Here is a 23,808-nt window from a genome sequence, read left to right as displayed (position 1 = left end):
CTCGCGCCTGATGTTCGCCACCGCGACGCTGGCGCTCGGTTGTGCCGCGGCGCACGCGCAGATGCAGAAGCCCGGCACCGCCCCGGCGCAGGGACCTGACTCGCCCAAGCCGAGCGACGCGGCGCCGGCCGCCGACTCCGCGCCGATCGTACCGGAGACCGAGTTCGACGCGGCCCTGCCGCCGCTCTCGGGTGATCTGAACGCTCCGCTCGAGCCGATGAAAGCCGCGCCCACCACCTCGCCGCCCGCGGACGCGGCGCAAGCACCCGCCCAGGCCGCGGCGCAACAGCCGATCACCCCCGGCGAATTGCCGCCGGCGCCGCCGCAGGATCCGCAACTTACGCAGCCGCTCGAGCCGCTCGCCACGTTCAACACCGCCCCGCTGCAGGCGGTCGCCGATCCGGCGCGCACGGACCAGCCCGACGTGCGCTATGCCAGCGAGGTGCAGGGGCTTGATCCGCTCGGCCTCACCGATGAGTTCAACTCGCTGTCCGCGCTCAAGCAAGGTGGCGGCAAGGCGGACAATGCCACCCAGGTGTCGGCCCGCGCGCGCGAGGACGAGCAGCTCGCGCTCCGGCTGATGAAGTCGCTCGGCTATTATGACGGCACCGCTGCCTCGACGGTCGAAACGGTGGGGGGCACGCCGGCGCGACTGCGTGCGCTCGTCACCGCCACACCGGGGCAGCAATATAAGCTCGGCAGCGTGACGGTGAAGGCCGCGGCGACCACGCCGCCCGATCTCGTCCGGCGCGAGCTGCCGCTCAAGGTGGGTGACCCGATCGAGGCGGCGCGCGTGCAGGGCGCCGAAGCCAATGTCAGCCTGCGCCTGCCGCAGCAGGGCTATCCCTTCGTGAAAGTCGGCGAGCGCGACGTGCTGCTGGACGAGCAGACCGGCACCGGCGACTATACTCTGCCGGTCGAGACCGGACCGCGCTCCTCCTTCGGCGCGTTGCGGACCGAGGGCGATCCGGTGTTCGACCTCAAGCACCTCAACGTCTTTCCGCGCTTCGACCAGGGCCAGCTCTACGACGCGCGTCTTACCGACGATCTGCGCGAGGCGCTGGTCGCGACCGGCCTGTTCAACGGCATCGGGGTCGAGCCGGTGCGTACCGGCGTCACCGCGGCAGACGGTACTGAACAGGTCGATCTGCTGGTGCGGCAGACGCGCGGGCCGGCGAAGAGCCTGTCCGGGTCGGTCGGCTTCAACACCGGCGAGGGCGTGAAGGCCGAGGCCAATTTCACCAACCGCAACAAGTTTCCACCCGAAGGCGCGCTGATCCTCGGCGTGATCGCGGGAACGCAGCAGCAGGGACTCTCCGCCGGCTTGCGCCGCATGAACGCGGGAAAACGCGACCGCACGGTCAGCCTGCTCGCCAGCGCCAATCACTCCAGCTACGACGCGTTCGACGCCTTCACCGGCTCGATCGCGGGGCGCATCAGCTATGATTCGACGCCGATCTGGCAGAAGCGCTTCACCTACGCCTACGGCTTCGAACTGGTCGGCACGAACGAGAGCGTGTTCGACTTCGCCGACTTCAAGCGCGAGCGGCGTACTTATGGCGTGGTTGCGCTGCCGGGGCAGGTGCTGTTCGACACGTCGGACGATCTGCTCAACCCCACGCGCGGTTACCGCCTCAAGCTCAATCTCAGCCCCGAGGTGTCCGTCTCGGGTCAGACCAAGCCCTATGCGCGCTCGCTGATCGAGGGGACCGTCTATTATCCGGTGAGCGACCGCTTGGTGATCGCGGGACGCGCGCGCGCCGGCAGCATCGTCGGCATCGCGCGCGACGACATCGCGCCGTCTCGGCGCTATTACGGCGGCGGTGGCGGGTCGGTGCGCGGCTATGGCTTCCAGCGGCTCGGGCCGCTTGAGCCCGACGCGGCGCTCACGCCGAACGAAGAGGGTAACATCGATCGCGCCGATCTGCGCCCGCTGGGTGGTCGCAGCATCAACGAGTTCGCGCTCGAGGCGCGCTATCGCTTCGGCAATTTCGGCATCGTGCCGTTCGTCGACGCGGGCAACGCCTATGAGAGCAGCCTGCCCAAGGGCAGCGACCTGCGCATCGGCGCCGGCATCGGCGGCCGTTTCTATACCAATTTCGGACCGCTGCGGGTCGACGTGGCGACGCCGCTCAACCCGCGCGAGGGGGATAGCAAGATCGCGCTCTATATCTCGATCGGGCAGGCGTTCTGATGGCCGAGGATACGCTCCCGACCGCCACCGGCGACACCGTCGTGGTGCGTCGCCCGTTGTGGCAGCGCGTGCTCAAGTGGCTTGGTATCGCGGTTGCGGGTCTGGCGCTGCTGGTGCTGGCCATTGTCTTCGGCATCAACACCGATCCGGGGCGTCGCTTCGTTGCCGACAGGATCGGCGGCTACACCACGGCATCGGGGCTCAACATCGCGGTTGGGCGGATCGACGGCTCGCTCTACGGCCAGCTGCGGCTCAGCGATGTGCGCGTGAGCGACGCCAAGGGTGTGTTCCTGACCTCGCCGCGGCTCGACCTCGACTGGCGCCCGTTCGCCTTCATCAACAATCACGTCGATGTGCGCAGCGTCTCGGCCGAGCTCATCACGCTGCGGCGCAATCCCGAACTCAAGCCGACGCCGACCAAGCCCGAGGACGAGAACGCGCCGCTGCTGCCTGACCTCGACATCGACATCAACCGGCTCCACGTCGGCCGCTTTGTGATGGAGCCGCCGGTCGCCGGCGCGCGCCACGTCGCACGCTTCGATGGCCAGGCGCATATCGCCGACCGGCGCGCGCAGCTCGTGGTCGACGCTGCGACGTTGCGCGCCCCCGGCGTGGCAGGCGGTGACGTCGCGCGCGTCAGGCTGGACGCGGTGCCCGACGACAACAAGCTCGACCTCGACGTGCGCCTGAGCGCTCCCGCCAATGGGGCGGTGGCGCAGCTCGCCGGGCTCAAGGCGCCGCTTACCGCGACGATCGGCGGCCGTGGCAGCTGGGCGTCGTGGCAGGGGCGGTTGCTGGCGAATTTGGGCGGGGGCGAGCTTGCCAATCTCGCGATCTCCGCGCGTGACGGTCATATCGAGGTACGCGGCCCGACCCGACCCGGCCTCTACATCGAAGGGCCGGTCGAGCGGTTGACCGCTCCCTCGCTCGACGTCGCCGCCGATGTTACGCTCGCCGAACGCCGCGCCGACACGCGGATCAAGCTGACGTCGCGCGCGCTCGCGGTCGACGCCGGCGGCGTGGTCGACCTCGCCAACAGTCGCTTCGGCAATTTCGCAGTCGACGCCAAGCTGCTGACGCCCGGGGCGATCATGCCCGGTGTGAGCGGTCGCGACGTGCTCGCACGCGTGGTGCTCAACGGCGCCTTCGCGACCCCGACCGTCGACTATAAGATCCGCGCCGCCGCGCTCGGATTCCAGCAGACCTCGGTGCAGGATCTGTATGCCGAGGGGCTGGCGCGCGTGAACAGCGATCGCATCCTGGTGCCGGTCCACGCACGCGCGCGCCGCATCGCCGGGCTCAATCCGGCGCTTGGCGGGCTGACCACCAACGCCCGCATCGACGGCGATATCGCGATCGCGATGCCCAACATCCTGTCGGACAACCTCCGCATCCGCTCGGACACGATCGGCGCCACCGCGATCATCGCCGCCAATATGAAGACCGGCCGGTACACCGGCGGACTGCAAGGGCGCGTCAACAACTTCCGGGTCGACAGCGTCGGTATTCTCAACATCCAGACCAACGCCGATCTCGTGCCCGCGCCGAACGGCGGCTTCGGCATCACCGGCCGGGTCGCCGTGCAGACCAAGCAGTTGTTCAACGCGGGCGTGCGCAACTTCCTCGGCGGCAACGCGGTGATGAGCACGCGCTTCGGCTATTCGCCGACCGGCATGGTGACGTTCCAGAGCCTGTCGCTCAACGCACCGCAGTTCCGCGTCACGCGCGGACAGGGACGGTTCGATCCGGCAAGCGGAGCGCTGCTGGTCGACGCCGACGCCTATTCGACTCAATATGGTCCGCTCTACGCGCGCGTCACCGGTTCCTCCACCGCGCCCGTGGTGCGGCTGCGCGCGCCGCGACCCGGCGTCGGAGTCGGGCTCGCCAACCTGGACGCGCGCGTGGTCGGTCGCGGCGGCGCCTATCAGGTCAATGCGAGCGGCGGCACGAATTACGGCGCCTTTACCGCGGATGTGCTGGTGACCCCGGGCGCGCAGCTCGCGGTCGATATTCGCCGCGTGCTGTTCGCCGGGATCGACTTCGCCGGCCGCGTCGTCCAGACCGCCGCCGGTCCCTTCGCGGGCCAGGTGCGCTTCGCCGGCAACGGGCTCAACGGCAATGTCGCGCTCGGCGCGCAGGGCAAGTATCAGCGCGCCAGCGTCAATGCGCGCGCGGCGGGCGCGACGATCCCGGGCATGACCGGCTTCAGCATCGGCCGCGCCCTCATCACCGCGGATGCGGTGCTGTACGACAAGCCGCAGATTGTCGCCGACGCACAGGTCGCCAATCTCCGCTACGGCGCGACCCTGCTCCAGACCGGGCGCGTAAAGGTGAATTATCGCGACGGGGCGGGCAGCGCGCAGGCGCTGTTCAACGGCTCCAACGGCGTGCCCTTCCGCCTGGCGGTGAACTCGCGGCTGTCGCCCAGCCTCTACCTTGTCGCGCTGAGCGGCGCGGCCAACAACGTGGCGTTCCGCACCGCGCAGCCGGCGCGGATCGTGCCCGCCGCCGGCGGCTACCGGCTCGAGCCGGCGCGGCTCGACTTCGACAAGGGCTCGATGCGCCTCGCCGGGCGCTTCGGCGGCGGGGCGACCCAGGCGCAGATGCGGCTCGACCGGCTCGATCTGTCGCTGATCAGCGCGCTGGTGCCCAACCTCGCGTTGGGCGGCCAGGCCACCGGCAGCCTCGACTATGTCCAGAACGCCGGCGAGGCCTTCCCGCGCGCTGACGCCCGGCTCAATGTCACCAACTTCACGCGATCGAGCCTGGTCGCGGTATCCGAGCCGGTCGACATTGTCTTCCAGGGCCGGTTGTCGAGCGCGGCGGGCGAGGGGCGCGCGCTCATCAAGCGTGCGGGCACCCCGATCGGCCGTCTGGTGGCGACGCTCACCCCGGCGGGCAGCGGCAGCTGGTCGACCCGGTTGATGCAGGGGCCGCTCGGCGGCGGGATCCGCTACAACGGACCGGCCGGCGTGCTGTTCAGCTTCGCCGGGCTCGCGCAGCAGCAGCTCAGCGGCCCGATCGCGATCGCGGCGGACTTGGCCGGCACCGTCACCGCGCCACGTGTCAACGGGCTGATCCGTGCGGACAACCTCACCTATGACAATGAGACCTATGGCACGCGGCTGAGCAACATGCGGGTCGCCGCGCGCTTCAACAACGACCGGCTCGAGCTCCAGCAGCTCCAGGCGCGCGCGGGGCAGGGGACGGTGCAGGCGTCGGGCAATGTCGGACTCGCCGCGGCGCAGGGCTTCCCGCTCGATGTTCGCGTCGCGATGCGCGACGCGCAGCTGGCGCGCTCCGACGCGCTCGGCGCCACCGCCAGCGGCGACATTCGCATCCAGAACAGCGCCAGCGGGGGTCTGATCAGCGGCCAGATCAACGTGCCCAACGCGCGGTACGAGATCATCCGCCAGGGTGCGGCCGAAGTGCCCGAACTCACCGGCGTCCGGAAGAAGAGCGAGGTTCGCGCGCAGCAGGCCGCCGCGGCTGCCGCACAGGCGGCGGGTCAGGCGGCCGCGCCGGCGACCCCGCCGGGCCTGTTCAAGCTCGACCTGCGCGTCCGCGCCGACAACCAGCTCTACGTCTCGGGCATGGGGCTGGAGAGCGAGTGGCAGATGGACATGCGGATCGGCGGCACCTCCGCGGCGCCGGTGATCAATGGCGGGCTCGATCTGGTGCGCGGCACCTACTCGTTCGCGGGCAAGCGCTTCGATGTCGAGCGCGGGCAGGTGCGCTTCCGCGGCGGCGCGCTGACCGATCCGGACATCAACATCCTGGCGACCACCACGAACGACAATGTGACGTTTAATATCGCGATCACCGGGACCGGGCAGCGTCCGCAGATCGCGTTCACCTCGACGCCGTCGCTGCCCCAGGACGAGGTGCTGAGCCGCCTGCTGTTCGGCACAAACCCGGAGAATCTCTCGGCCACCGAGGCGATCCAGCTGGCGAGCGCGCTCAACTCGCTGCGCGGCTCGGGCGGCGGGCTCAACCCGCTCGGCAAGCTGCGGTCGGCGACCGGGTTCGACCGGCTGCGCATCCTGGGGGCGGACGAGGCGACCGGCCGCGGCTCGGCACTGGCCGCGGGCAAGTACCTCACCGACGACATCTATATCGAGATCGTCACCGACGCCCGTGGCTTCACCGCGACCCAGCTGACGATCGCACTGACGCGCGCGATCAGCGTGCTGTCGCAAGCCGGGTCGTTCGGCGGCTCGAACGTCCAGCTGCGCTACTCGAGGGACTTCTAGCGGAAGCGGGCTCCGGCGCAGGCCGGAGCCCGCGCCTGTCGAGATGACGCGGGAAGCGTGACGATCGGCGTCGCTGCTCCTATCTGTTTCGAATGTCAGACACGCATGCGGTGGAGCAGGTCGACGTGGTCGTCGTCGGCGCGGGCCTGTCGGGCATCGGCGCGGCATGTCACTTGCGCCGTCACTGTCCCGATCTCCGCGTCCTGATCCTTGAGGCACGCCACGCGATCGGCGGCACCTGGGACCTGTTCCGTTACCCCGGTGTGCGCTCCGATTCGGACATGCACACGCTCGGTTATGCCTTTCGTCCGTGGCGCGATGGCGCGGCGATCGCCGATGGTGCCGCCATCCTCCGCTATATTGAGCACACGGCGCACGAGGCGGGGGTCGCTGAGGGCATCCGGTTCGGCCATCGCGTCACCGCCGCGGACTGGTCGAGCGCCGGATCGGTCTGGACGCTTACCGTCAACCGCGACGGTGCTGCGCCGCTGACGATCCGCTGTGGCTGGCTCCACGCCTGTTCGGGCTATTACGCCTATGATCGGGCGTACCGGCCGCCATTCGCGGGTGAGGCGAGCTTCGCGGGCGACATCGTTCATCCGCAATTCTGGCCGGCCGATCTCGACTATGCCGGCAAGCGGGTCGCGGTGATCGGCAGCGGTGCCACCGCGGTCACTTTGGTGCCGGCGATGGCGCGGACTGCCGCGCATGTCACGATGGTGCAGCGCTCACCCGGCTATGTCGTGGCCCGACCCGCGCGTGATCGCGTCGCGGCCTGGCTCGGTGCCGCGCTGCCGGAACGCGCTGCTTACACCGCGACTCGGTGGAAGAACGTGTTGCTCGGGCAATTCTTCTTTCGGCTGGCGCGGCGGCGCCCGCGTGTGGTGGCGCGGCGGCTAATCGCGCTCGTGCGCCAGGAACTCGGCGAGGAGTATGACGTCGCCACCCACTTCACGCCCGCTTACGACCCCTGGGACCAGCGGCTCTGCCTCGTACCAGATGGCGATCTGTTCGCCGCGATCCGCTCGGGTCGCGCCAGCATCGTCACCGGCACGATCGCCCGCTTCGATCCGGGTGGCATCGCGCTCTCGGACGGCACTCGGATCGCGGCGGACGTCATCGTCACCGCTACGGGGCTGGAGATCCTGTTGTTCGGCGGCCTGAAGCTGACCTGTGACGGCCACGCGATCGATCCGGCGGCGTCGCTGCAGTACAAGGGGATGATGCTGTCGGATGTGCCGAACTTCAGCTTCGCCTTCGGCTATACGAACGCGTCGTGGACGCTGAAGGCTGACCTTGTCGCCGCGCATCTCTGTCGCTTGTTGCGGGCGATGCGACGGCGCGGCATGTCGCAGGCGACTCCGCGGGTGCCGCAGGTGGGCATCGTGGCCACGCCATTCGCGGATCTCACATCAAGCTATATCAAACGGGCGCTGCCGTCGCTGCCCCGTCAGGGCGATCGCCGACCATGGCGGCTCGATCAGAATTATGTGCGCGACCTGATCGCGTTACAGTTCGGATCGGTGACCAGAGCGCTGGAATTTCGTGCGGCTGCCACACGCCCGACCGACGGGCAGCGCGCAGGCTCGGCAGGCGCGGGCGAGTAACTGTCTCGGCTCGGCATCGCAGCGACAGTAACGCGCAATGCCGAGCCGGGGATGTGCTTACCAGGGCTTGATCGTCGTACCGACGAAGCCGAGCAGCGCGAGAACGAACGCGAGCATCGATGGTCTCCGATTACCAGGGCTTGATGGTGGTGCCGACAAAGCCGACCAGCGCGAGAATGAAAGCGATCATCGGTTGTCTCCGATTACCAGGGCTTGATGGTGGTGCCGACGAAGCCGACCAGCGCGAGAACGAAAGCGATCATCAGATCTTCTCCGATTACCAGGGCTTGATGGTGGTGCCGACGAAACCGATCAGCGCGAGAACGAATGCGAACATGAGCCTTCTCCCTTTTTCTTGCTCACCCCCCCGAAGGGTAACGCGCAGGTAACGGTTTTTTCACCACGTCTCAATGTGCTTAATCATTCGTTAGACCAAAGTGGGACATGATTAAGTGGTTCTTTAAGGTCGCGGCCTAGGATGGCGGCGCGATGGATGTTCCACTTCCCCGAGCGCCCGAGCCGGCGCGTGACGATGCGCAACGCGACAGCGTCGCGGCGGCAGGTGCTCACCGGCAACGAGTCCAGCTGCTCGTCCGCTTGCGCGATTACGGCACGCTGCGGCGTGCGATCGGGGTCACCGCGGCCGGCTCGTTCACCGCGACCGTTGCCGCGCGGCTCGCGAACACGCTGCCGCTAGCGCACGTCGCCACGATGGGGCAGGATATCATTCGCGTGGACGGCGTCGGCGGGCGCGACGAGGTGGAGCATGTGGCTGCGGGAGTGCGAGCATTCTTCGATCCGGCAGCGTCCGCGTGCGACGCCGCCGCGGCACAGGGGTGGGCGATCGGCAGCGCCATCGCTGCCGCGAAGGACGATGACGTGACGCTCGCAGAAGCCGCGGAGACGGCGCTGGCGCAGGCGCTGGCCGATGCGCCGCTGGAGCCGCCGCCCGTGGCGCACACATGGACCGACGATCGCGCCACCGAGCTAAGCCGCGCGCTCGCGGAAGATGAGCTGGAACTCTTTTACCAGCCCAAGCTCCACGTCCGACAACAGGTGATCAAGAGCGCTGAGGCGCTGATCCGCTGGCGGCATCCGCAGCGCGGGCTCGTCCCTCCGGCCGATTTCATCCCCGCGGCCGAGGAGAGCGGACACGTCGGGCCGCTGACGCTCTGGACGGTTCGGCGCGCGATCCAGGATCAGCGCCGGCTTCGTCGGCTCGGCCATGACGTGCGCATCTTCATCAACATCTCGGGCCAAATGCTGGCGGACACCGCTTTCGCCGAAGCGGTCTGCGGCTATGTCGCCGCGGCGCCCGACGCGCAGCTTGGTTTCGAGATCACCGAGACCTCGGTGATCCGCGATCCCGCGGGCGCGATCGCCAACCTGCACCGCTTCGACGCGATCGGCGTAACCATTTCGATCGACGATTACGGCGCCGGCCTGTCCAGCCTAGCCTATCTCAAGCAATTGCCCGCCCGCGAGCTGAAGATCGACAAGCTTTTCATCACCGGCATCACCAGCTCGCACCGCGACCCGCTGATCGTGCGCTCCACGATCGATCTTGCCCACGCGCTCGACATGGAAGTGGTGGCGGAGGGCGTGGAGACGCACGCCGCGCTCGCGCTGCTGTCGGTGATGGGGTGCGACATGGTGCAGGGTTTTGTGCTGAGCCGTCCGGTCGAGCTCGAGACGCTGGCCGGCTTCCTCGCCGAGGAACGACACCATCGCGCCTCGGCGGACACGCGCGCCTCGTTCACCCGGCTGAGCGCGACGTGGAAACGCGCCTGACGCGATGGCGCGCGCTGGGGTGCGCGCTGGCGCTGGCAGCCGCATCGCTGCCCGCACACGCGGCTCCCGCTGCGGATACGCTCGAAGCGCAGGTGCGCCAACAGATGCTGGTCGATCCGCGCGGCGCGATCACGCTGGTGGAACGCGCACGCACGCCGGTGCACGCACGCTCGACGCGGTCGGCCCGGGCGCATGCCGCCATGCTCGATTGGCTCGAAGCGGAGGCGCTGACGCGGATCGGTGAGCCGGACCGTGCGCTTCGGCTGCTCGCCAATGCGCAGAACCAAATCCGGATCGCGGATCCCCAGTCGCACCTGGCGGCCGACATCCTGCTCTCGCAGGGGAGTGCGCTCACCGACGCGGGACGGATCACCGAGGCGCTCACCGCCTTGCAGCGCGCCCACGACCGCTTCGTCACGCTCGAGGATCAGCGCAGCCAGGCCAAGGCGCTGACGCTGATCGCGCTGCTGTACCGCAGCGCGGGCGACTATGCGACCGCACTCCGGTATTTCTCGCTGGCGTCGGAGCGCTTCGACGAGGATCCGGGGCTGACGGTCGCGATCGAGAATGGTCGCGGTCAGGCGCTCACCGCGCTCGGCCGCTTCGGGGAGGCCGAGCGCGCGTTCCGACGCACGCTGCGCGCGGCCGTGACGCTCCGCAGCCCGCTGGCGCTCGCGCAGGCGCTGAGCAGCGTCGCCGAGAGCCAGCTGCGCCTCGGGCAGACTGCGCGTGCGGAGCAGACGATCCGGCGCGGGCTGGTGCTGGCCCGGCAGGAGAGCGCTGCGGTGGAGCGGCCGCAGTTGCTGGCGCTCGCCGCCGAGGCGGCGTTGCGCGCGGGAGATGTGGCGCGCGCACGCGATCTCATCGCGGAGCGGTTCGCCGGCGTGGATCTCGATCGCACGCTGATCGCCGACCGCGACGTCCACGATATCGCCTATCGCATCTATCTCGCGAGCCACGATCCCGCCGCTGCACTCGCCCAGCTGCGGGCGGTCAAGCGGCTCGACGACCAGGCCACCGCGATCGCGCGCTCGAACAGCGCCGCGCTCGCTGCCGCACGGTTCGACTATGCCAATCAGGAATTGCGCATCGCGCGGCTGAAGACCGCCGGTCTCGCCAAGACGGTCGCGTTCGAACGCGCCACCGCGCATACGCAGCGGCTGATCCTGTACGGCACGGTGGCGGGCACGCTGCTGATCATCACGCTGCTGGGCGTCGGCCTGTTCACCATCCGGCGCAGCCGCAACGAGGTGCGTGCCGCCAACGCAGATCTGGCCGCGAGCAACGCCGAGCTGGCCAAGGCACTGCGCGCCAAGACCGAGTTCCTCGCCACCACGAGCCACGAGATCCGCACTCCGCTCAACGGCATCCTCGGCATGACCCAGGTGATGCTGACCGAACCGACGCTCGATCCGCTGTCGCGTGAACGGCTCGGCATCATCGATGGCGCGGGGACGACGATGCGCGCGCTCGTCGACGACATCCTCGACGTGGCGAAGATCGAGACCGGCCGGATGACGATCGAGTCCGCCCCGCTCGACCTGCGTGCGGTGCTCGATCAGTCGACCCGATTGTGGCGCGATCCGGCGCGCGCCAAGGGTCTGGCCTTCCGGATCGACGTGGACGCGGCGCCGCAGTGGATCATTGGGGACGCCGCGCGGCTCCGGCAGATCGTCTTCAACCTCCTGTCCAACGCGGTGAAGTTCACATCCGAGGGCGAGGTGGCGCTGCGCGTGGCGCTGGCGGACGAGCGGCTGCGCGTCACCGTATCGGACACCGGCATCGGCATCGCCGACGAGGCACAGGAGTTGATCTTCGAGTCCTTTCGTCAGGCCGACGCCGGCACGACGCGACAGTTCGGCGGAACCGGCCTTGGACTGGCGATCTGCCGCAACCTGGCCCGTGCGATGGGTGGCGATGTGACGGTGACGAGCCGGCTGGGAGAGGGCGCGACCTTCGAGCTCGACTTGCCCCATCTTCCTGCCGCCGGTGTCGCGCCCGTGGCCGAGGCGGTGGCGCTGGTCGTGGTGGAGCGCAACCCGATCACGCGGGCGATGTACAAGTCGTTGTTCGAGGGCGCCGGCGCGCTGTTGTTCGCCGATGGCGACGACGCCGCGGCCACGATTGCGCGCGTCCGCCCTGAGCGCGTGCTGGTCGACGCCGGCTCGCTCGACGCCGGAAGGCTCGCCGCGCAGCTCGCGGCGATCGGCGAGGCCGCCGCCGGCGCGCCGCTTGCGGTGCTGGTCACCGCGGCTCTCGCCGGCCGCGCGAACGATTGGACGAGTGCGTCAATCACCCAGGTTATCGAGAAACCGGTAGCCAAGAAAGCGATGGTAGCGGCAGTGCTGTCGATGGCGCGCGCGACGGTGCGCAACGCTGCATGATGTGTTAGGGGATCGAGTGCGAGAGGGCGGATCGCATTGCCACCGGGGGGGCGGACCGAAGTGACGGCGTTGACTGCCCTTTTTATCGAAGACGATCGGATGAATCGTCGTGTGGTCCGCGACATGCTCGATGTCGCCGGGGTGGCCATGGTGGAAGCGGAAAGCGCCGAAGTCGGGCTCGAGCTGATCGAGCGCGACGACTTCGACGTGATCCTCGTCGACCTGCGTATGCCGGGCATGGACGGCGTGACCGCGATTCGCCACATTCGCGCGCGCGGTGATGCCAAGGCGCGGCTGCCGATCATCGTCGTCACCGCCGATACCGCGATCGACCTGCGCCAGCGTTGCCTCGAAGCCGGCGCGGACGACGTGATCTTCAAACCGGTAGCGATGGACGCACTGTTCGATGCAATGGGTCGGCTGCTCGCCGAGGACGATGACGACGAGCTGATCTGACCGCGGGCGTCCGGCGCAGTGAACCGCGGCGCTCGTCACGCATGAGGAAGTAAGGCAGCGGCAGCCCGGTCGAGCGCGCCAGCTCCGTCTTATGGCACCGCCGGCCACGCTGATAGGCGCGCACGAACACGGCCGGATCGTCGCCGTGGCTTGGCTAGCCGGCCTTATCCCCGCGCAGCGCCGTGGCGAGCGAGGCGCTGGCGCTGCCGCGGCGGGCGGGCTTGGGCTGATCGGGCGAGGGAGCCCAGCCGGTGAGGAAGATCAGGTCGAAGCGTTCGCGTATGCGCCCGTCCGCATCCGCGCGCGCGGCGAACGCCTCGGCTGCGCGGGCGAGTGCGTCGCGTCGCAGCGGATGGCGATCGGCCAGCACGTTGGTGGCCGCCATGCCGCGCAGATCGGTGAGCAACCGGCCCAGCCCGGGATAGCCGACGCTGATCGTCTCGACGTCGGCGACCGGCAGTGCGAAGCCCGCGCGCATCAGCAGATCGCCGGCCGACCGGACGTCGACCAGCGGGTGCAATCGCGCCACCGCCGCCTCCTCCGCGCCGCGCAGCGCCGCGCGCAGGTGCGCGAGACTGGCGCCGCCGACGAACGCGCCGAGGAACAGGCCGTCCGGGCGGAGCACGCGACGGATCAGTGCCAGCGCGCCGGGCAGATCGTTGACGCTGTCGAGCGTGCCTGCCGCCACCACGAGATCGAAGGAGGCGTCGGCGAACGGCAGCCGATCTTCGTCGCCCTGCACCCCGCCGCTGGCGCGCGCAAAGGCGAACCCGGCATCGAGCCGCGCGATCCGGGCGCCCGGCGGCGCGGCATAGTCGCCGAGATGGCTGCCGAGATCGAGAATGTCGGCGAAGTCGCGTTTTACCGCATCGAGCCGGTCGAGGATGCCGTCGAGCATCGCGGCGCGCAGGAAGTCGTGCGCGGCGAAGTCGACGGCGGCGCGGTCACGGCGCTGGCGCCGGGCGGCGCGATCGAAGATCTCGGGTGGCTGCATGGGTCAGTGTGCGGCTTGTGCCCGGTCGTGGCGCTGCGGACAAGCGCGACATGCGCGTCGCGACGTTCGAGCCGCTGGTGAATCTGGTGCTGCCGCCGCGCTGCCCGGGGTGCGGCGCGATCGTCTCGGCGCAGGGACGTTTCTGTGCGCCGTGCTGGAGCTCGCTTCGCTTCATCACCCCGCCATGGTGCGCGAGCTGCCACCAACCTTTTGCGTACCCGGACGGCGAGGCGCGGTGTCGCCAGTGTAGCGCCGCTCCGCCGCGCCATGCCGGCCTCCACGCCGCCGTCACCTATGACACGGTCGCGCGGACACTGGCATTACGGCTCAAGCACGGCGGTCGCGCGGCCTATGCGACGACCGCGGCGCGCTTGATGGCGCGCTGGATGCCTGGCGAGGCGACGTTGCTGGTGCCGGTGCCGCTGCATCGCTGGCGGCTGTGGTCACGCGGCTATAATCAGGCCGCGCTCCTTGCGGCGGCGCTGACGCGGATCACCGGCGTGCCGAACGATCCGCGCCTGCTCGAGCGCCGCCGCGCCACGCCGATGCTGCGCGCGCTCGGCCCGGTCGAGCGCCGGGCTGCGGTGGCGGGAGCGTTCGGCGTCGCCGCCGCGCGCCGGAGCGATTTGGCGGGGGCTCACCTCGTGCTGGTCGACGACGTCTATACCAGCGGCGCGACCGCCGATGCCTGTGTCGATGCGCTGCTGACCGCGGGCGCACAAGCGGTGACGGTGCTGGTGTGGGCGCGCGTGCTTGCCGCGGGTGATTGACAGCGCGATCGGGTGATCACACCTAGACCGGATGGCACGGGTCGAGATCTACACCAAACAATATTGTCCTTATTGCTCGCGGGCGATGAATCTGCTCGCCAGCAAGGGCGTGGCCGTCGAGGAGACCGACATCGGCGTGCATCGCGACAAGCGCGCCGAGATGATCGGCCGCGCCGGCGGACGCTCCACCGTGCCGCAGATCTTCATCGACGGTCGGCATGTCGGCGGGTCGGACGATCTTGCCGCGCTCGAGCGCAGAGGCGAGCTGGACCCGTTGCTAGCTGCCTGACCGGATCGTGATCGTCTTCGATCTGCGATGCGGCGGCGGGCATGTGTTCGAGGCGTGGTTCGCCTCTTCCGCGGCGTTCGAGGAACAGCGCGGGCGCCGGCTGATCGACTGCCCCGTATGCGGCGATGCGTCGGTGGAGAAAGCGGTGATGGCGCCGAACGTGGCGGCGAAGGGCAATCGCGCAACCGCGCCGACACAACCGCTCGCACCCGCAGATGTCGCAGCCGTGCGGGAAGTGCTGTCCCGCATCGCCGCGGCGCAGGCGGACGCGCTGCGTCAATCGCGCTGGGTTGGGCGAGATTTCGCCGATACCGCGCGCAAGATGCACGCCGGTGACGAGGCGGTTGCGCCGATCCACGGTCAGGCGAGCCGGTCGGAGGTGGTCGCGCTGGTGGAGGAGGGCGTGCCCGTCGCCCCGCTACTCGTCCCGGTGATCCCGCCCGAGCAACTCAACTGAGGCAAAGCGCAGGCGCAAGACGAGCGGGAGCGCGCGCCTACGCAGCGTCCGGCTGACGCAGGTCAGTCATTCCATGTTGAACGGATGGCAGCGCGCCACGTTGACTGCCGTGCGCACGATATCGCGCGCCGAAAGGGAAGACACATGATGGCGCTCCACACCGAAGGACGCGAACCGCGCAGCGCGGCCACGCTTCTCCTCCTGGGCACGTTGGCAGCGCTGATGCTGTACGTGGTCAAGTGCCGCCTCGCCCCGGCGACTGGCCCCGACAATGTCTTGCTGTTCGCGCTGATCGGCGGCGCACTCGGCGGCGTCGCAGCGCTGATCCGCGACTGGAAGGAGCAACGATAATGGGTGGCGACGGCTTCCGGCTCTATGGCACGGCCGACCCCGAGAACAACCAGCAGCCGCCCGCGGGCGGCATGCGCGGAGAGGGCTATGCCACGCCAGAACCCGCCGGTGAGGACCTTACCCATACGATGATCTCGAGCGACGGTCGTACGATCGCGCTTGAGGAGCAGTCGGGCGTGAGCTTCGTCGAGGCGAGCGGCCGCGCCGGGGAGCGGCCGGCCGTTCCACCTGCGCCGGTAGCCGCACCGAACTGGCCCGCGATGCTGGGCGCCGCGGCGATCGGGTTCCTCCTCGGTCGGCGCGTGGCGCGACGCGTTCGCGTCACCGAACCATCGCGCGCGACCCTGCCGCCGGTGCGCGATGCCGGGCCCGCGAACATCGCCGATCCTGAGCCGCGCGCCTGGGATGCGATCGATGAGGGATCGGACGAATCCTTCCCCGCGAGTGATCCGCCGGCCTATTCGACGCCGGGTCGCTGAACGTCCGCCAGGACTAGGGCGCTGTTTTCGATCAGCGTCGCGGACAGCGCGGCATAGCCGTCGACCTGGCGCCACGGCGTGTCCAGGGGCTCGTGGTGAGTGGCCGAGATGACCATCACGTCGGCGCCGGCCGCCTCTGCCGCGGCGATACCGGCAGGGGCGTCCTCCCACACCAGACAGTCGCGCGCTTCCACGCCCAATCGCTTCGCGGCGAGCAGGAAGCAGTCCGGTGCCGGCTTGCCGCGTTCGACGTCGTCGGCGGTGACCATCACCGCAGGCGGCGCCACGCCCGCGGCGCTGAGCCGGACCTCGGCGAGCGAGCGCGGCGCTGAGGTGACGATCGCCCAGCGCTCCGGCGGCAGCGCCGCGGTGAAGGCGGCCGCGCCGGCGATCTCGACCACGTCGGCAACGTCGTCGATCTCGGCCTGGAGCAGGAGCTCGAACTCGCGCTGCGGGTCGACGCCTTGGGGGGCGAAGCGCCGGATCGTCTCGATCGCGCGCACTCCGTGCATCACCTTCATCAGTTCCTCGACGTCGATCTGGTGGCGCTCGGCCCAGGCGGTCCAGGCGCGGATCGCCGACGGGATCGAGTTGATCAGCGTTCCGTCCATGTCGAACAGGAAGGCGGCATAGCGGCGGGTCATGCGCGGTTCGCCGCGGAGAGCACCGCGCGGACGCTCGCAGTGGCAATGTCGCTGTCGATGCCGACCCCCCAGACGGTACGACCATCGCTGGTTCGACATTCGAGATAGGCGGCGGCCTGCGCGCCCGCGCCATGGCCGATCGCATGCTCGGCATAGTCGATGACGTCGAGCGTCGGACCCGTGCTGTCCGCCAGCGCGGCGACTACGCCCGAGATCAGGCCGTTGCCGCGTCCGGACAGCGAGCGCTCCTCGCCGTCGATCGCGATCCGGCCGACGAAGACGCGCTCGCCTGCGGTGCCGCTCTCGTCATAGTCGCGCAGCACGAACCGGTCGTGCGCGCTTGGCAGATAGGCCCGCTCGAACGCGCCCCAGATATCAGCGGCGTTGAGCTCGCGGCTGGTCTCGTCCGCCAGCGCCTGGACGTGGCGGCTGAAGTCGGCCTGAAGCCGCTTGGGCAGTCGCAGCCCTTTGTCCTGCTCGATCACCCAGGCGACGCCGCCCTTGCCCGACTGCGAGTTGACGCGGATCACCGCCTCGTAGCTGCGGCCGAGGTCCGCCGGGTCGATCGGCAGATAGGGCACCTCCCACAGCCCGTCGTTGCGCGCCGACTGGGCGGCGAAACCCTTCTTGATCGCGTCCTGGTGCGAGCCCGAGAAAGCGGTGAAGACGAGATCGCCGGCATAAGGCGTACGCGGGTGGATCGGGATGTTGGTGGCATATTCCACCGTCTTCACGATCGCGTCGATGTCGGAGAGGTCGAGCTGCGGGTCGACCCCCTGGGTGTACATGTTGAGTGCGACCGTCACGAGGTCGCAATTGCCGGTGCGCTCGCCATTGCCGAGCAGGCAGCCCTCCACGCGGTCGGCGCCCGCCATGATGCCGAGCTCCGCCGCCGCCACGCCGGTGCCGCGGTCATTGTGGGTGTGGAGCGAGATCACCGCCGCGTCGCGACTCGGCAGGTGGCGCGCGAACCATTCGATCTGGTCGGCATAGACGTTGGGCGTCGCGCACTCGACCGTGGCGGGCAGGTTGAAGATGATCGGCGCCTCCGCGGTGGGGCGCAGCACCTCGGCGACCGCCTCGCAGACCTCGACCGAGAAATCGAGCTCGGCGGTGGAGAAGGTCTCCGGGGAATATTCGAACTGCCAGCGCGTGTTCGGGCGTTTGGCGGCCTCGTCGCGGAGCACCTTGGCGCCTTCGACCGCAATCCGCTTCACCTCGTCGCGCGACATGCCGAAGACGATCTTGCGCCACGCCGGGCTGACCGCATTGTAGAGGTGGACGATCGCGCTATGCGCGCCCTCCAGGCTCGCGAAGCTGCGCTCGATCAGGTCGCGACGCGACTGGGTGAGCACCTGGATCTGTACATCCTCGGGCACGCGATCGTCGCGGATCAGTCCGGCGATGAAGTCGAACTCGGTCGCGCCGGCGGAGGGGAAACCGACCTCGATCTCCTTGAGTCCGACCTTGAGGAGCATCTCGAAGAAGCGCGTCTTCTTCTCGGCGTCCATCGGATCGATCAGCGCCTGATTGCCGTCGCGCAGATCAGTCGACAGCCAACGCGGCGCGCGCGTGATCGTGGCGGACGGCCAGCGCCGGCCGGGCAGGTCGATCGGCGGGAAGGGACGGTATTTGGTCGCGGGGTCGCGCAGCATGGCGGTGGCTCTCTCGACAGGAGCAGAAGGGGGACGTCCAGCCCTTAGGCGCGGCGCGACAAGCGCGCGAGCGGTGACGCGCCTAAGGGCGCGTAAGTCGAAGCAGGAGGGCGAGGCCGTTGGCCATGGTCATCGACGGTGGGAGTAGCGCGGCGGGCACGGATTTGTCCAGCGCGTCCGAGAGAGCGGCGAGATGTTGAGCGAAAAGAAACCTTTGTCGGCGAAGGAGGGCGCTTGCGAGGGAGTTCACCATGTTGCAGCTGGTTTATATCAGCACCGCGGTCGGCAGTGTCGCTACCGCACCGATCCTGGCGGCGTCGCGCGCCAATAACACACGCGATCGAATCACCGGGCTGCTGTTCAGCGACGGTCGGCGTTTCCTTCAGGCGCTCGAGGGTGATCCCGCCATCGTCGAGCGCGCTTATTCGCGGATCAGCCTCGACCCGCGGCATCGCGCGCTGGTGATCCTGTCGCGCCGCGAGGTGCCGACGCGCGAGTTCGGCGCCTGGGCCATGGCGGAGCGCGTGCCCGGTGCCGACAGTGATTCATTCACCAAGCGGGTCGGCGAGCTGGTGGCGAACGCCTCGCCAGCGGTGCGCGCCACCTTCGACAGCTTCGCGCGGCTGCAACGCGCCGCCTGAGTGGTGCCATGCCGCTCCCCGCCAGCGGCATGGTGAATCCCGGGTTCAAGATGACGTCGCCCGGTTTAAGCGACGCGCCTCCGCCTCAGATATCCGCGAACACGTGGCGCTCGGCGCGTGCGCCCGGGTGCGTCACCGCGCCCTGATAGGCCGGGCCGACGTTCTGCGCATAGCGCCACAGCGCACCCGCGCCATAGCCGTTCTCGCGCGCCTGCCAGCGCGCCCGCCGCGCTGCCAGCACCGCATCGTCGACGAGCAGGTCGATCGTGCCCGCCTCGGCGTCGATCCGGATCGCGTCGCCATCCTCGACCAGCGCGATCGGACCGCCCTCGGCCGCCTCGGGGCCGACATGGCCGATGCAGAAGCCGCGCGTGCCGCCCGAGAAGCGCCCGTCGGTGATCAGCGCGACCTTCTCGCCCATGCCGAGCCCGTAGAGCGCGGCGGTGGTGGACAGCATCTCGCGCATACCGGGCCCACCCTTGGGACCCTCGTAGCGGATCACGATCACCTCGCCCTCGGCGATCTGGCGTGCCTCCACCGCGGCGAAGGCGTCCTCCTCGCAATCGAAGCAGCGCGCCGGTCCTTCGAACTGAAGCCGGTGCATCCCCGCCACCTTGACGATCGCGCCATCGGGCGCGAGCGATCCGCGCAGACCGACAACGCCGCCGGTCGGGGTGATCGGCGTCGCGACGTCGTAGATCACCTTCTGGTCGGGATTCCACGTCACCTGATCGATGTTCTCGCCCAGCGTGCGCCCGGTGACCGTCAGGCAGTCGCCGTCGAGCAGCCCGCCCGCGAGCATCGTCTTCATCAGCATGTAGACGCCGCCGGCCTCGTACATGTCCTTGGCGACATACTTACCGCCCGGTTTGAGATCGGCGATGTAAGGTGTTGTTTTGAAAGCCTCCGCCACGTCGAACAGGTCGAAGTCGATGCCTGCCTCGTTGGCCATGGCGGGGAGATGGAGCGCGGCGTTGGTCGAGCCGCCGGTGGCCGCGACCACGCGCGCGGCGTTGATGAAGGCGGCACGCGTGCAGATGTCGCGCGGACGCAGCTGTCGCGCCACCAGCTCCATCACCTGCGCCCCCGCGGCCACCGCGATCTGCTCACGCGTGGTGTAAGGAGCCGGCACCATGTTACTGTTCGGCAAGGATAATCCGATCGCTTCGCCGACGCAGGCCATGGTGTTGGCGGTGAACTGGCCACCGCACGCGCCATGTCCGGGGCAGGCGACCTTCTCGAGTGCGTGCACCTCGGACAGCGGGCAGGCGCCCGCGGCATATTTACCGACCACCTCGAACACGTCGACGACGGTGACGTCGCGGTCGTGGAAGCGCCCGGGCAGGATCGATCCGCCGTAGACGAAGATGGACGGGATGTTCAGCCGCAACATCGCCATCATCATGCCGGGCAGCGACTTGTCGCAGCCCGCGAAGCCGACGAGCGCGTCGTAGCAATGGCCGCGCACGCTGAGCTCGACCGAGTCGGCGATCACCTCGCGACTGACGAGCGAGGCCTTCATCCCCTGGTGCCCCATCGCGATCCCGTCGGTGACGGTGATCGTGTTGAAGCGGCGGGGCATGCCGCCACCCTGCTCGACACCGCGGCGCGCGGCATCGGCCTGCGCATCGAGAGTCGTGTTGCAGGGCGCGCTGTCGTTACCGGCCGAGGCGAGCGCGACGAACGGTCGCGCAATCTCTTCCTCGCTGAGCCCCATCGCATAATAATAGCTGCGATGCGGCGCACGTTCGGGACCGACCGACACGTGGCGGCTCGGCAGGCGGGATTTGTCGAAGGTCTGGGTCATAGCGCGCACGCCTATGTCGCGGCAGAGGCCATTCGCGCAAGTATGTTGTGCCGAGATGCGTCGGTCTCAACCTCGGTCTCACACCTCCGGGTAGCGCGCCGCGACGAAGTACAGACCGTCCGGCGGCGCGTTGAGCCCGAGCCGCGCGCGGTCGGCGGCGCGCAGCGCGTCGCGGAGATCGTCCGCGCTCCAGCGCCCGAGGCCGACCAACGCGAGACAGCCGACCATCGAGCGCACCTGGTGGTGGAGGAACGAGCGCGCGGCGACATCCACCGCGATCCGCTCGCCGTCACGCGTCACTGCGATCGAGCCGAGCGTCTTGACCGGGCTTGCCGACTGGCAGTGCGTCGAGCGGAAGGTGGTGAAATCATGCTGGCCGACCAGGTGCTGCGCCGCGACGTGCATCGCCTCAGCATCGAGCGGCTGCGCCACCTGCCATGCCAGCCCGCGCGCGAGCGTCAGCGGGGCGCGGCGGTTGACGATCCGGTAGGTGTAAGCGCGCCCGAGGCAGGAGAAGCGGGCGTGCCAGTCGTCCGCTACCGGCGCGCACGAGGTGATCGCCACCGGTGCGGGACGGAGCCGCGCGTTGAGCGCCTCGCCGAGCCGGAAGGCGGTGATCGGCTTGGCGACGTCGAGGTGCGCGCGCATCGCGGTGGCGTGGACGCCGGCGTCGGTGCGGCCCGCGGCGTGAACCGTCACGGTCTCGCCGGTGACCGCGTACGCCGCTTCCTCGATCGCCTGCTGCACGCTCGGTCCGTGCGCCTGGCGCTGCCATCCCATGAACGGCCGCCCGTCGAATTCGACCGTCAGCGAAAACCGGGTCACGGCCTCGTCCTCGGCCGCAGCATCACGTCCGTCACAGGATCGTGCCGGGCGGCAGCGCGAAGCCGCGCAGCAGCTCGCGCGCGTCCATTTCGCCGCGCCCGGCGCGCTGGACGCGGAGCAGCCGGATCGCACCGGTGCCGCACGCCACCAGCAGCGCGTCGTCGAGCACCTCAGCGGGTGTCCCGTCGCCATGCTCGGCACGGGCGGCGCGGATCTTGATACGCTCGCCGGCGTGCTCGAAGAAGGCGCCGGGCGCGGGGTCGAAGGCGAGTATCTGGCGCTCGACCTGCGCGGCGGGCGCGGCGAAGTCGATGCGTGCCTCCTCCTTGCTGATCTTGGCGGCGTAGGTGACGCCCTCCTCGGGCTGCGGCATCGGGGGATAGGCGTCCGGGTCGGCGAGCACCTTCACCATCAGGCGCGCGCCCATCGCGGCCAACTCGGCGGTCAGCGCGCCCGCGCTTTTCCCCGCGCACGCGGTGCGATCCTCGAGCCGCACCGGCCCGGTGTCGAGCCCCGCCTCCATCTGCATGATGCCGACGCCCGTCTCGGCGTCGCCGGCAAGGATCGCACGCTGGATCGGCGCCGCGCCACGCCAGCGCGGCAGCAGCGAGCCATGGACGTTGAGGCATCCGAGCCGCGGGGCGTCGAGCACCGCGCGCGGCAGGATCAGGCCATAGGCTGCGACCACCGCCACGTCCGCGCCCAGCGATGCGAAGGCCGCCTGTGCCGTGGCGTCGCGCAGCGTCACCGGCGTCCGTACCGCCAGCCCGAGCGCCTCGGCGCGGCGCTGCACCGGTGAGGCGACCAGCTCGCGCCCGCGTCGCCCGCCCGGGCGCGGTGGCTGACTGTACACCGCGGCGACGTCGTGCTCGGCGTCCACCAAGGCGTCGAGCGTCGGCACCGCGAAGTCGGGGGTTCCCATGAAGATGATCCGCATGGCGCCAGCTCTCGACACGCTGGCGCGGCGCGACGCAACCCCCTATCTGTTCCGCATGGCTTCCCCCGAGATCGAGGCGCTGACCAACGCGCTGGCGCGGCTCCCCGGTTTCGGCCCGCGCTCGGCGCGCCGCGCGGTGCTCCACCTCGTCAAGAAGCGTGAGGGCGCGCTTGCGCCGCTGCGCTCGGCATTGGTGGCGGTGGAGGAGCGGCTGTCGACCTGTTCGAGCTGCGGCAACGTCGACACCACCGACCCGTGCGCGATCTGCGCCGACCCGCGCCGCGACGACCGCTCGCTCTGCGTCGTCGAGGACGTCGCCGATCTCTGGGCGCTGGAACGGTCGCGGCTGTTTCCGGGGCGTTTCCACGTGCTCGGCGGGCGGCTCTCCGCGCTGGAGGGGGTGCGGCCGGAGGACCTCGCGATCGAGCCGCTGCTCGCGCGCGTCGCGGCGGGCGGGGTGGACGAGGTAGTGCTGGCGATGAACGCCACGCTGGAGGGCCAGACCACCGCACATTATCTCGCCGAGCGGCTGGAGCGCTTCCCGGTGCGGCTGACCCAGCTGGCGCACGGCCTGCCGGTCGGCGGCGAGCTCGACTATCTCGACGAGGGCACGCTGGCGCAGGCGCTGCGCGCACGGCGGCCGGTGGCGTAAGCGCGCTCGCTTGACGCTTCTCCGGCGCGCCCCTAGCTCGCGCGCATGGCCATTCTTCCGATCGTAGAGGTACCCGACGCGCGGCTGCGCGAGACCTGCGCGCCCGTCGCCGAGGTGAACGACGAGGTGCGCGGCATCGTTGCCGACATGTTCGACACGATGTACGACGCGCACGGCATCGGGCTCGCCGCGATCCAGGTCGGCATTCTGCAGCGCATCGTCGTCATCGACCTGCAGGAGCGCGAACTGGAGGAGGGCGAGCCGCCCGAGGCCGCGCGCGCTCCCCAGGCCTTCATCAACCCCGAGATCAGCTGGGTGAGCGAGGAGCAGTCGAGCTACAACGAGGGCTGCCTGTCGATCCCCGAGCAATATGCCGAGGTGACCCGGCCCGAGCGCTGCCGCGTGACCTGGCTCGACACCGCGGGCGAGCGCCACGAGGCGGAGTTCGACGGGTTGATGTCGACCTGCATGCAGCATGAGATCGACCATCTCAACGGCGTGCTGTTTATCGACCATATCTCGCGGCTGAAGCGTGGGATGTTGCTGAAGAAGCTGGACAAACTCCGCCGCGGCGGGTGAGCGGAGGGTAGCCGGGTCGTCGTCTCACCCAGCCACGAGCGTC

At 69.5% G+C, this 23,808-nt stretch carries 21 protein-coding genes; 15 read left to right on the top strand and 6 right to left on the bottom strand.

What is annotated here, in order from left to right; genetic code table 11:
* The first annotated feature begins 10 nt into the window (after positions 1 to 10).
* From ACMGDM_RS14250 to ACMGDM_RS14220, 7 genes are all read left to right on the top strand, one after another.
* On the top strand, positions 11 to 2,194 hold the full coding sequence (locus tag ACMGDM_RS14250) for an autotransporter assembly complex protein TamA (RefSeq protein ID WP_436804767.1): 2,184 nt from the start codon (positions 11 to 13) through the stop codon (positions 2,192 to 2,194).
* Positions 2,194 to 6,447, top strand: coding sequence for a translocation/assembly module TamB domain-containing protein (locus tag ACMGDM_RS14245; RefSeq protein ID WP_436804766.1), 4,254 nt, complete (start codon positions 2,194 to 2,196; stop codon positions 6,445 to 6,447). Before ACMGDM_RS14250 ends, ACMGDM_RS14245 begins: the two co-directional genes overlap by 1 nt.
* Before the next feature lie 92 nt (positions 6,448 to 6,539).
* Positions 6,540 to 8,054, top strand: a complete 1,515-nt coding sequence (locus tag ACMGDM_RS14240; protein ID WP_436804765.1) for a flavin-containing monooxygenase — start codon at positions 6,540 to 6,542, stop codon at positions 8,052 to 8,054.
* A gap of 119 nt (positions 8,055 to 8,173) precedes the next feature.
* Positions 8,174 to 8,443: a hypothetical protein gene (locus ACMGDM_RS14235; protein WP_436804764.1), complete on the top strand. Its 270-nt coding sequence runs from the start codon at positions 8,174 to 8,176 to the stop codon at positions 8,441 to 8,443.
* A gap of 100 nt (positions 8,444 to 8,543) precedes the next feature.
* Positions 8,544 to 9,845, top strand: coding sequence for an EAL domain-containing protein (locus ACMGDM_RS14230; protein ID WP_436804763.1), 1,302 nt, complete (start codon positions 8,544 to 8,546; stop codon positions 9,843 to 9,845).
* Complete coding sequence (locus ACMGDM_RS14225; RefSeq protein ID WP_436804762.1) at positions 9,830 to 12,229, top strand: sensor histidine kinase; 2,400 nt, start codon at positions 9,830 to 9,832, stop codon at positions 12,227 to 12,229. The genes ACMGDM_RS14230 and ACMGDM_RS14225 overlap by 16 nt, the downstream gene beginning before the upstream one ends.
* A gap of 69 nt (positions 12,230 to 12,298) precedes the next feature.
* Positions 12,299 to 12,685 carry a response regulator gene (locus tag ACMGDM_RS14220; RefSeq protein ID WP_436804761.1) on the top strand — a complete coding sequence of 129 codons (387 nt, stop codon included), beginning with the start codon at positions 12,299 to 12,301 and terminating at the stop codon, positions 12,683 to 12,685.
* Between the two features lie 154 nt (positions 12,686 to 12,839).
* Here ACMGDM_RS14220 and ACMGDM_RS14215 read toward each other — a convergent pair whose 3' ends face one another.
* A complete protein-coding gene (locus ACMGDM_RS14215; RefSeq protein ID WP_436804760.1) occupies positions 12,840 to 13,679 on the bottom strand; it encodes a class I SAM-dependent methyltransferase in 840 nt (279 codons plus the stop codon).
* Between the two features lie 50 nt (positions 13,680 to 13,729).
* On the opposite strand from ACMGDM_RS14215, the gene ACMGDM_RS14210 reads away from it, so the two are divergent.
* The 5 genes from ACMGDM_RS14210 to ACMGDM_RS14190 all read left to right on the top strand — a co-directional run bounded on the left by ACMGDM_RS14210 (position 13,730) and on the right by ACMGDM_RS14190 (position 16,025).
* Positions 13,730 to 14,449: a ComF family protein gene (locus ACMGDM_RS14210; protein ID WP_436804759.1), complete on the top strand. Its 720-nt coding sequence runs from the start codon at positions 13,730 to 13,732 to the stop codon at positions 14,447 to 14,449.
* A gap of 31 nt (positions 14,450 to 14,480) precedes the next feature.
* Positions 14,481 to 14,738, top strand: a complete 258-nt coding sequence (grxC, locus tag ACMGDM_RS14205) for a glutaredoxin 3 (RefSeq protein WP_436804758.1) — start codon at positions 14,481 to 14,483, stop codon at positions 14,736 to 14,738.
* Positions 14,739 to 14,745: 7 nt separating this feature from the next.
* On the top strand, positions 14,746 to 15,195 hold the full coding sequence (locus ACMGDM_RS14200) for a DUF1178 family protein (protein ID WP_436804757.1): 450 nt from the start codon (positions 14,746 to 14,748) through the stop codon (positions 15,193 to 15,195).
* Between the two features lie 147 nt (positions 15,196 to 15,342).
* Positions 15,343 to 15,546, top strand: coding sequence for an LPXTG cell wall anchor domain-containing protein (locus ACMGDM_RS14195; RefSeq protein WP_436804756.1), 204 nt, complete (start codon positions 15,343 to 15,345; stop codon positions 15,544 to 15,546).
* The gene (locus ACMGDM_RS14190) at positions 15,546 to 16,025 is read left to right on the top strand and encodes a hypothetical protein (RefSeq protein ID WP_436804755.1); all 480 of its coding nucleotides are present in this window, start codon (positions 15,546 to 15,548) and stop codon (positions 16,023 to 16,025) included. The genes ACMGDM_RS14195 and ACMGDM_RS14190 overlap by 1 nt, the downstream gene beginning before the upstream one ends.
* On the opposite strand, the gene ACMGDM_RS14185 is transcribed toward ACMGDM_RS14190, so the two are convergent.
* Entirely contained in the window at positions 16,004 to 16,669 is a 666-nt protein-coding gene (locus tag ACMGDM_RS14185) for an HAD-IA family hydrolase (protein ID WP_436804754.1), read from the bottom strand. The genes ACMGDM_RS14190 and ACMGDM_RS14185 overlap by 22 nt on opposite strands.
* Positions 16,666 to 18,324, bottom strand: coding sequence for a 2-isopropylmalate synthase (gene leuA / locus ACMGDM_RS14180; protein ID WP_436804753.1), 1,659 nt, complete (start codon positions 18,322 to 18,324; stop codon positions 16,666 to 16,668). The genes ACMGDM_RS14185 and leuA overlap by 4 nt, the downstream gene beginning before the upstream one ends.
* A gap of 251 nt (positions 18,325 to 18,575) precedes the next feature.
* Between leuA and ACMGDM_RS14175 the strand changes: the two genes are divergently transcribed.
* Positions 18,576 to 18,965 carry a BLUF domain-containing protein gene (locus ACMGDM_RS14175; RefSeq protein WP_436804752.1) on the top strand — a complete coding sequence of 130 codons (390 nt, stop codon included), beginning with the start codon at positions 18,576 to 18,578 and terminating at the stop codon, positions 18,963 to 18,965.
* An 85-nt stretch (positions 18,966 to 19,050) separates the two neighbouring features.
* Here ACMGDM_RS14175 and ilvD read toward each other — a convergent pair whose 3' ends face one another.
* From ilvD to fmt, 3 genes are all read right to left on the bottom strand, one after another.
* A complete protein-coding gene (gene ilvD, locus ACMGDM_RS14170) occupies positions 19,051 to 20,772 on the bottom strand; it encodes a dihydroxy-acid dehydratase (RefSeq protein WP_436804751.1) in 1,722 nt (573 codons plus the stop codon).
* Positions 20,773 to 20,850: 78 nt separating this feature from the next.
* Positions 20,851 to 21,597 (bottom strand): tRNA pseudouridine(38-40) synthase TruA, encoded by a 747-nt coding sequence (truA, locus tag ACMGDM_RS14165; protein ID WP_436804750.1) that lies wholly within the window; start codon positions 21,595 to 21,597, stop codon positions 20,851 to 20,853.
* Positions 21,598 to 21,628: 31 nt separating this feature from the next.
* Positions 21,629 to 22,534: a methionyl-tRNA formyltransferase gene (gene fmt, locus ACMGDM_RS14160; protein ID WP_436804749.1), complete on the bottom strand. Its 906-nt coding sequence runs from the start codon at positions 22,532 to 22,534 to the stop codon at positions 21,629 to 21,631.
* Between the two features lie 55 nt (positions 22,535 to 22,589).
* Between fmt and recR the strand changes: the two genes are divergently transcribed.
* Positions 22,590 to 23,186: a recombination mediator RecR gene (gene recR / locus ACMGDM_RS14155; RefSeq protein ID WP_436804845.1), complete on the top strand. Its 597-nt coding sequence runs from the start codon at positions 22,590 to 22,592 to the stop codon at positions 23,184 to 23,186.
* Between the two features lie 45 nt (positions 23,187 to 23,231).
* The gene (def, locus tag ACMGDM_RS14150; protein WP_436804748.1) at positions 23,232 to 23,765 is read left to right on the top strand and encodes a peptide deformylase; all 534 of its coding nucleotides are present in this window, start codon (positions 23,232 to 23,234) and stop codon (positions 23,763 to 23,765) included.
* The last annotated feature ends 43 nt before the right edge of the window (positions 23,766 to 23,808 follow it).

Origin of the sequence: Sphingomonas larreae (assembly GCF_051400595.1) — a bacterium.
Lineage (GTDB): Bacteria > Pseudomonadota > Alphaproteobacteria > Sphingomonadales > Sphingomonadaceae > Sphingomonas.
Note: the sequence above shows the minus strand (reverse complement) of the source record. Positions and strands in the feature narration are given on the sequence as shown.

Bases quoted from the DNA above. Each gene is read 5' to 3' on its own strand.
- ACMGDM_RS14230 (WP_436804763.1), top strand. From the start codon at position 8,544: ATGGATGTTCCACTTCCCCGAGCGCCCGAGCCGGCGCGTGACGATGCG.
- ACMGDM_RS14190 (WP_436804755.1), top strand. From the start codon at position 15,546: ATGGGTGGCGACGGCTTCCGGCTCTATGGCACGGCCGACCCCGAGAAC.
- ilvD (WP_436804751.1), bottom strand. From the start codon at position 20,772: ATGACCCAGACCTTCGACAAATCCCGCCTGCCGAGCCGCCACGTGTCG.
- ACMGDM_RS14185 (WP_436804754.1), bottom strand. From the start codon at position 16,669: ATGACCCGCCGCTATGCCGCCTTCCTGTTCGACATGGACGGAACGCTG.
- fmt (WP_436804749.1), bottom strand. From the start codon at position 22,534: ATGCGGATCATCTTCATGGGAACCCCCGACTTCGCGGTGCCGACGCTC.
- leuA (WP_436804753.1), bottom strand. From the start codon at position 18,324: ATGCTGCGCGACCCCGCGACCAAATACCGTCCCTTCCCGCCGATCGAC.
- ACMGDM_RS14215 (WP_436804760.1), bottom strand. From the start codon at position 13,679: ATGCAGCCACCCGAGATCTTCGATCGCGCCGCCCGGCGCCAGCGCCGT.
- ACMGDM_RS14235 (WP_436804764.1), top strand. From the start codon at position 8,174: ATGGTCTCCGATTACCAGGGCTTGATGGTGGTGCCGACAAAGCCGACC.
- grxC (WP_436804758.1), top strand. From the start codon at position 14,481: ATGGCACGGGTCGAGATCTACACCAAACAATATTGTCCTTATTGCTCG.
- ACMGDM_RS14240 (WP_436804765.1), top strand. From the start codon at position 6,540: ATGTCAGACACGCATGCGGTGGAGCAGGTCGACGTGGTCGTCGTCGGC.
- ACMGDM_RS14175 (WP_436804752.1), top strand. From the start codon at position 18,576: ATGTTGCAGCTGGTTTATATCAGCACCGCGGTCGGCAGTGTCGCTACC.
- def (WP_436804748.1), top strand. From the start codon at position 23,232: ATGGCCATTCTTCCGATCGTAGAGGTACCCGACGCGCGGCTGCGCGAG.
- ACMGDM_RS14250 (WP_436804767.1), top strand. From the start codon at position 11: ATGTTCGCCACCGCGACGCTGGCGCTCGGTTGTGCCGCGGCGCACGCG.
- ACMGDM_RS14210 (WP_436804759.1), top strand. From the start codon at position 13,730: ATGCGCGTCGCGACGTTCGAGCCGCTGGTGAATCTGGTGCTGCCGCCG.
- recR (WP_436804845.1), top strand. From the start codon at position 22,590: ATGGCTTCCCCCGAGATCGAGGCGCTGACCAACGCGCTGGCGCGGCTC.
- ACMGDM_RS14245 (WP_436804766.1), top strand. From the start codon at position 2,194: ATGGCCGAGGATACGCTCCCGACCGCCACCGGCGACACCGTCGTGGTG.
- ACMGDM_RS14195 (WP_436804756.1), top strand. From the start codon at position 15,343: ATGGCGCTCCACACCGAAGGACGCGAACCGCGCAGCGCGGCCACGCTT.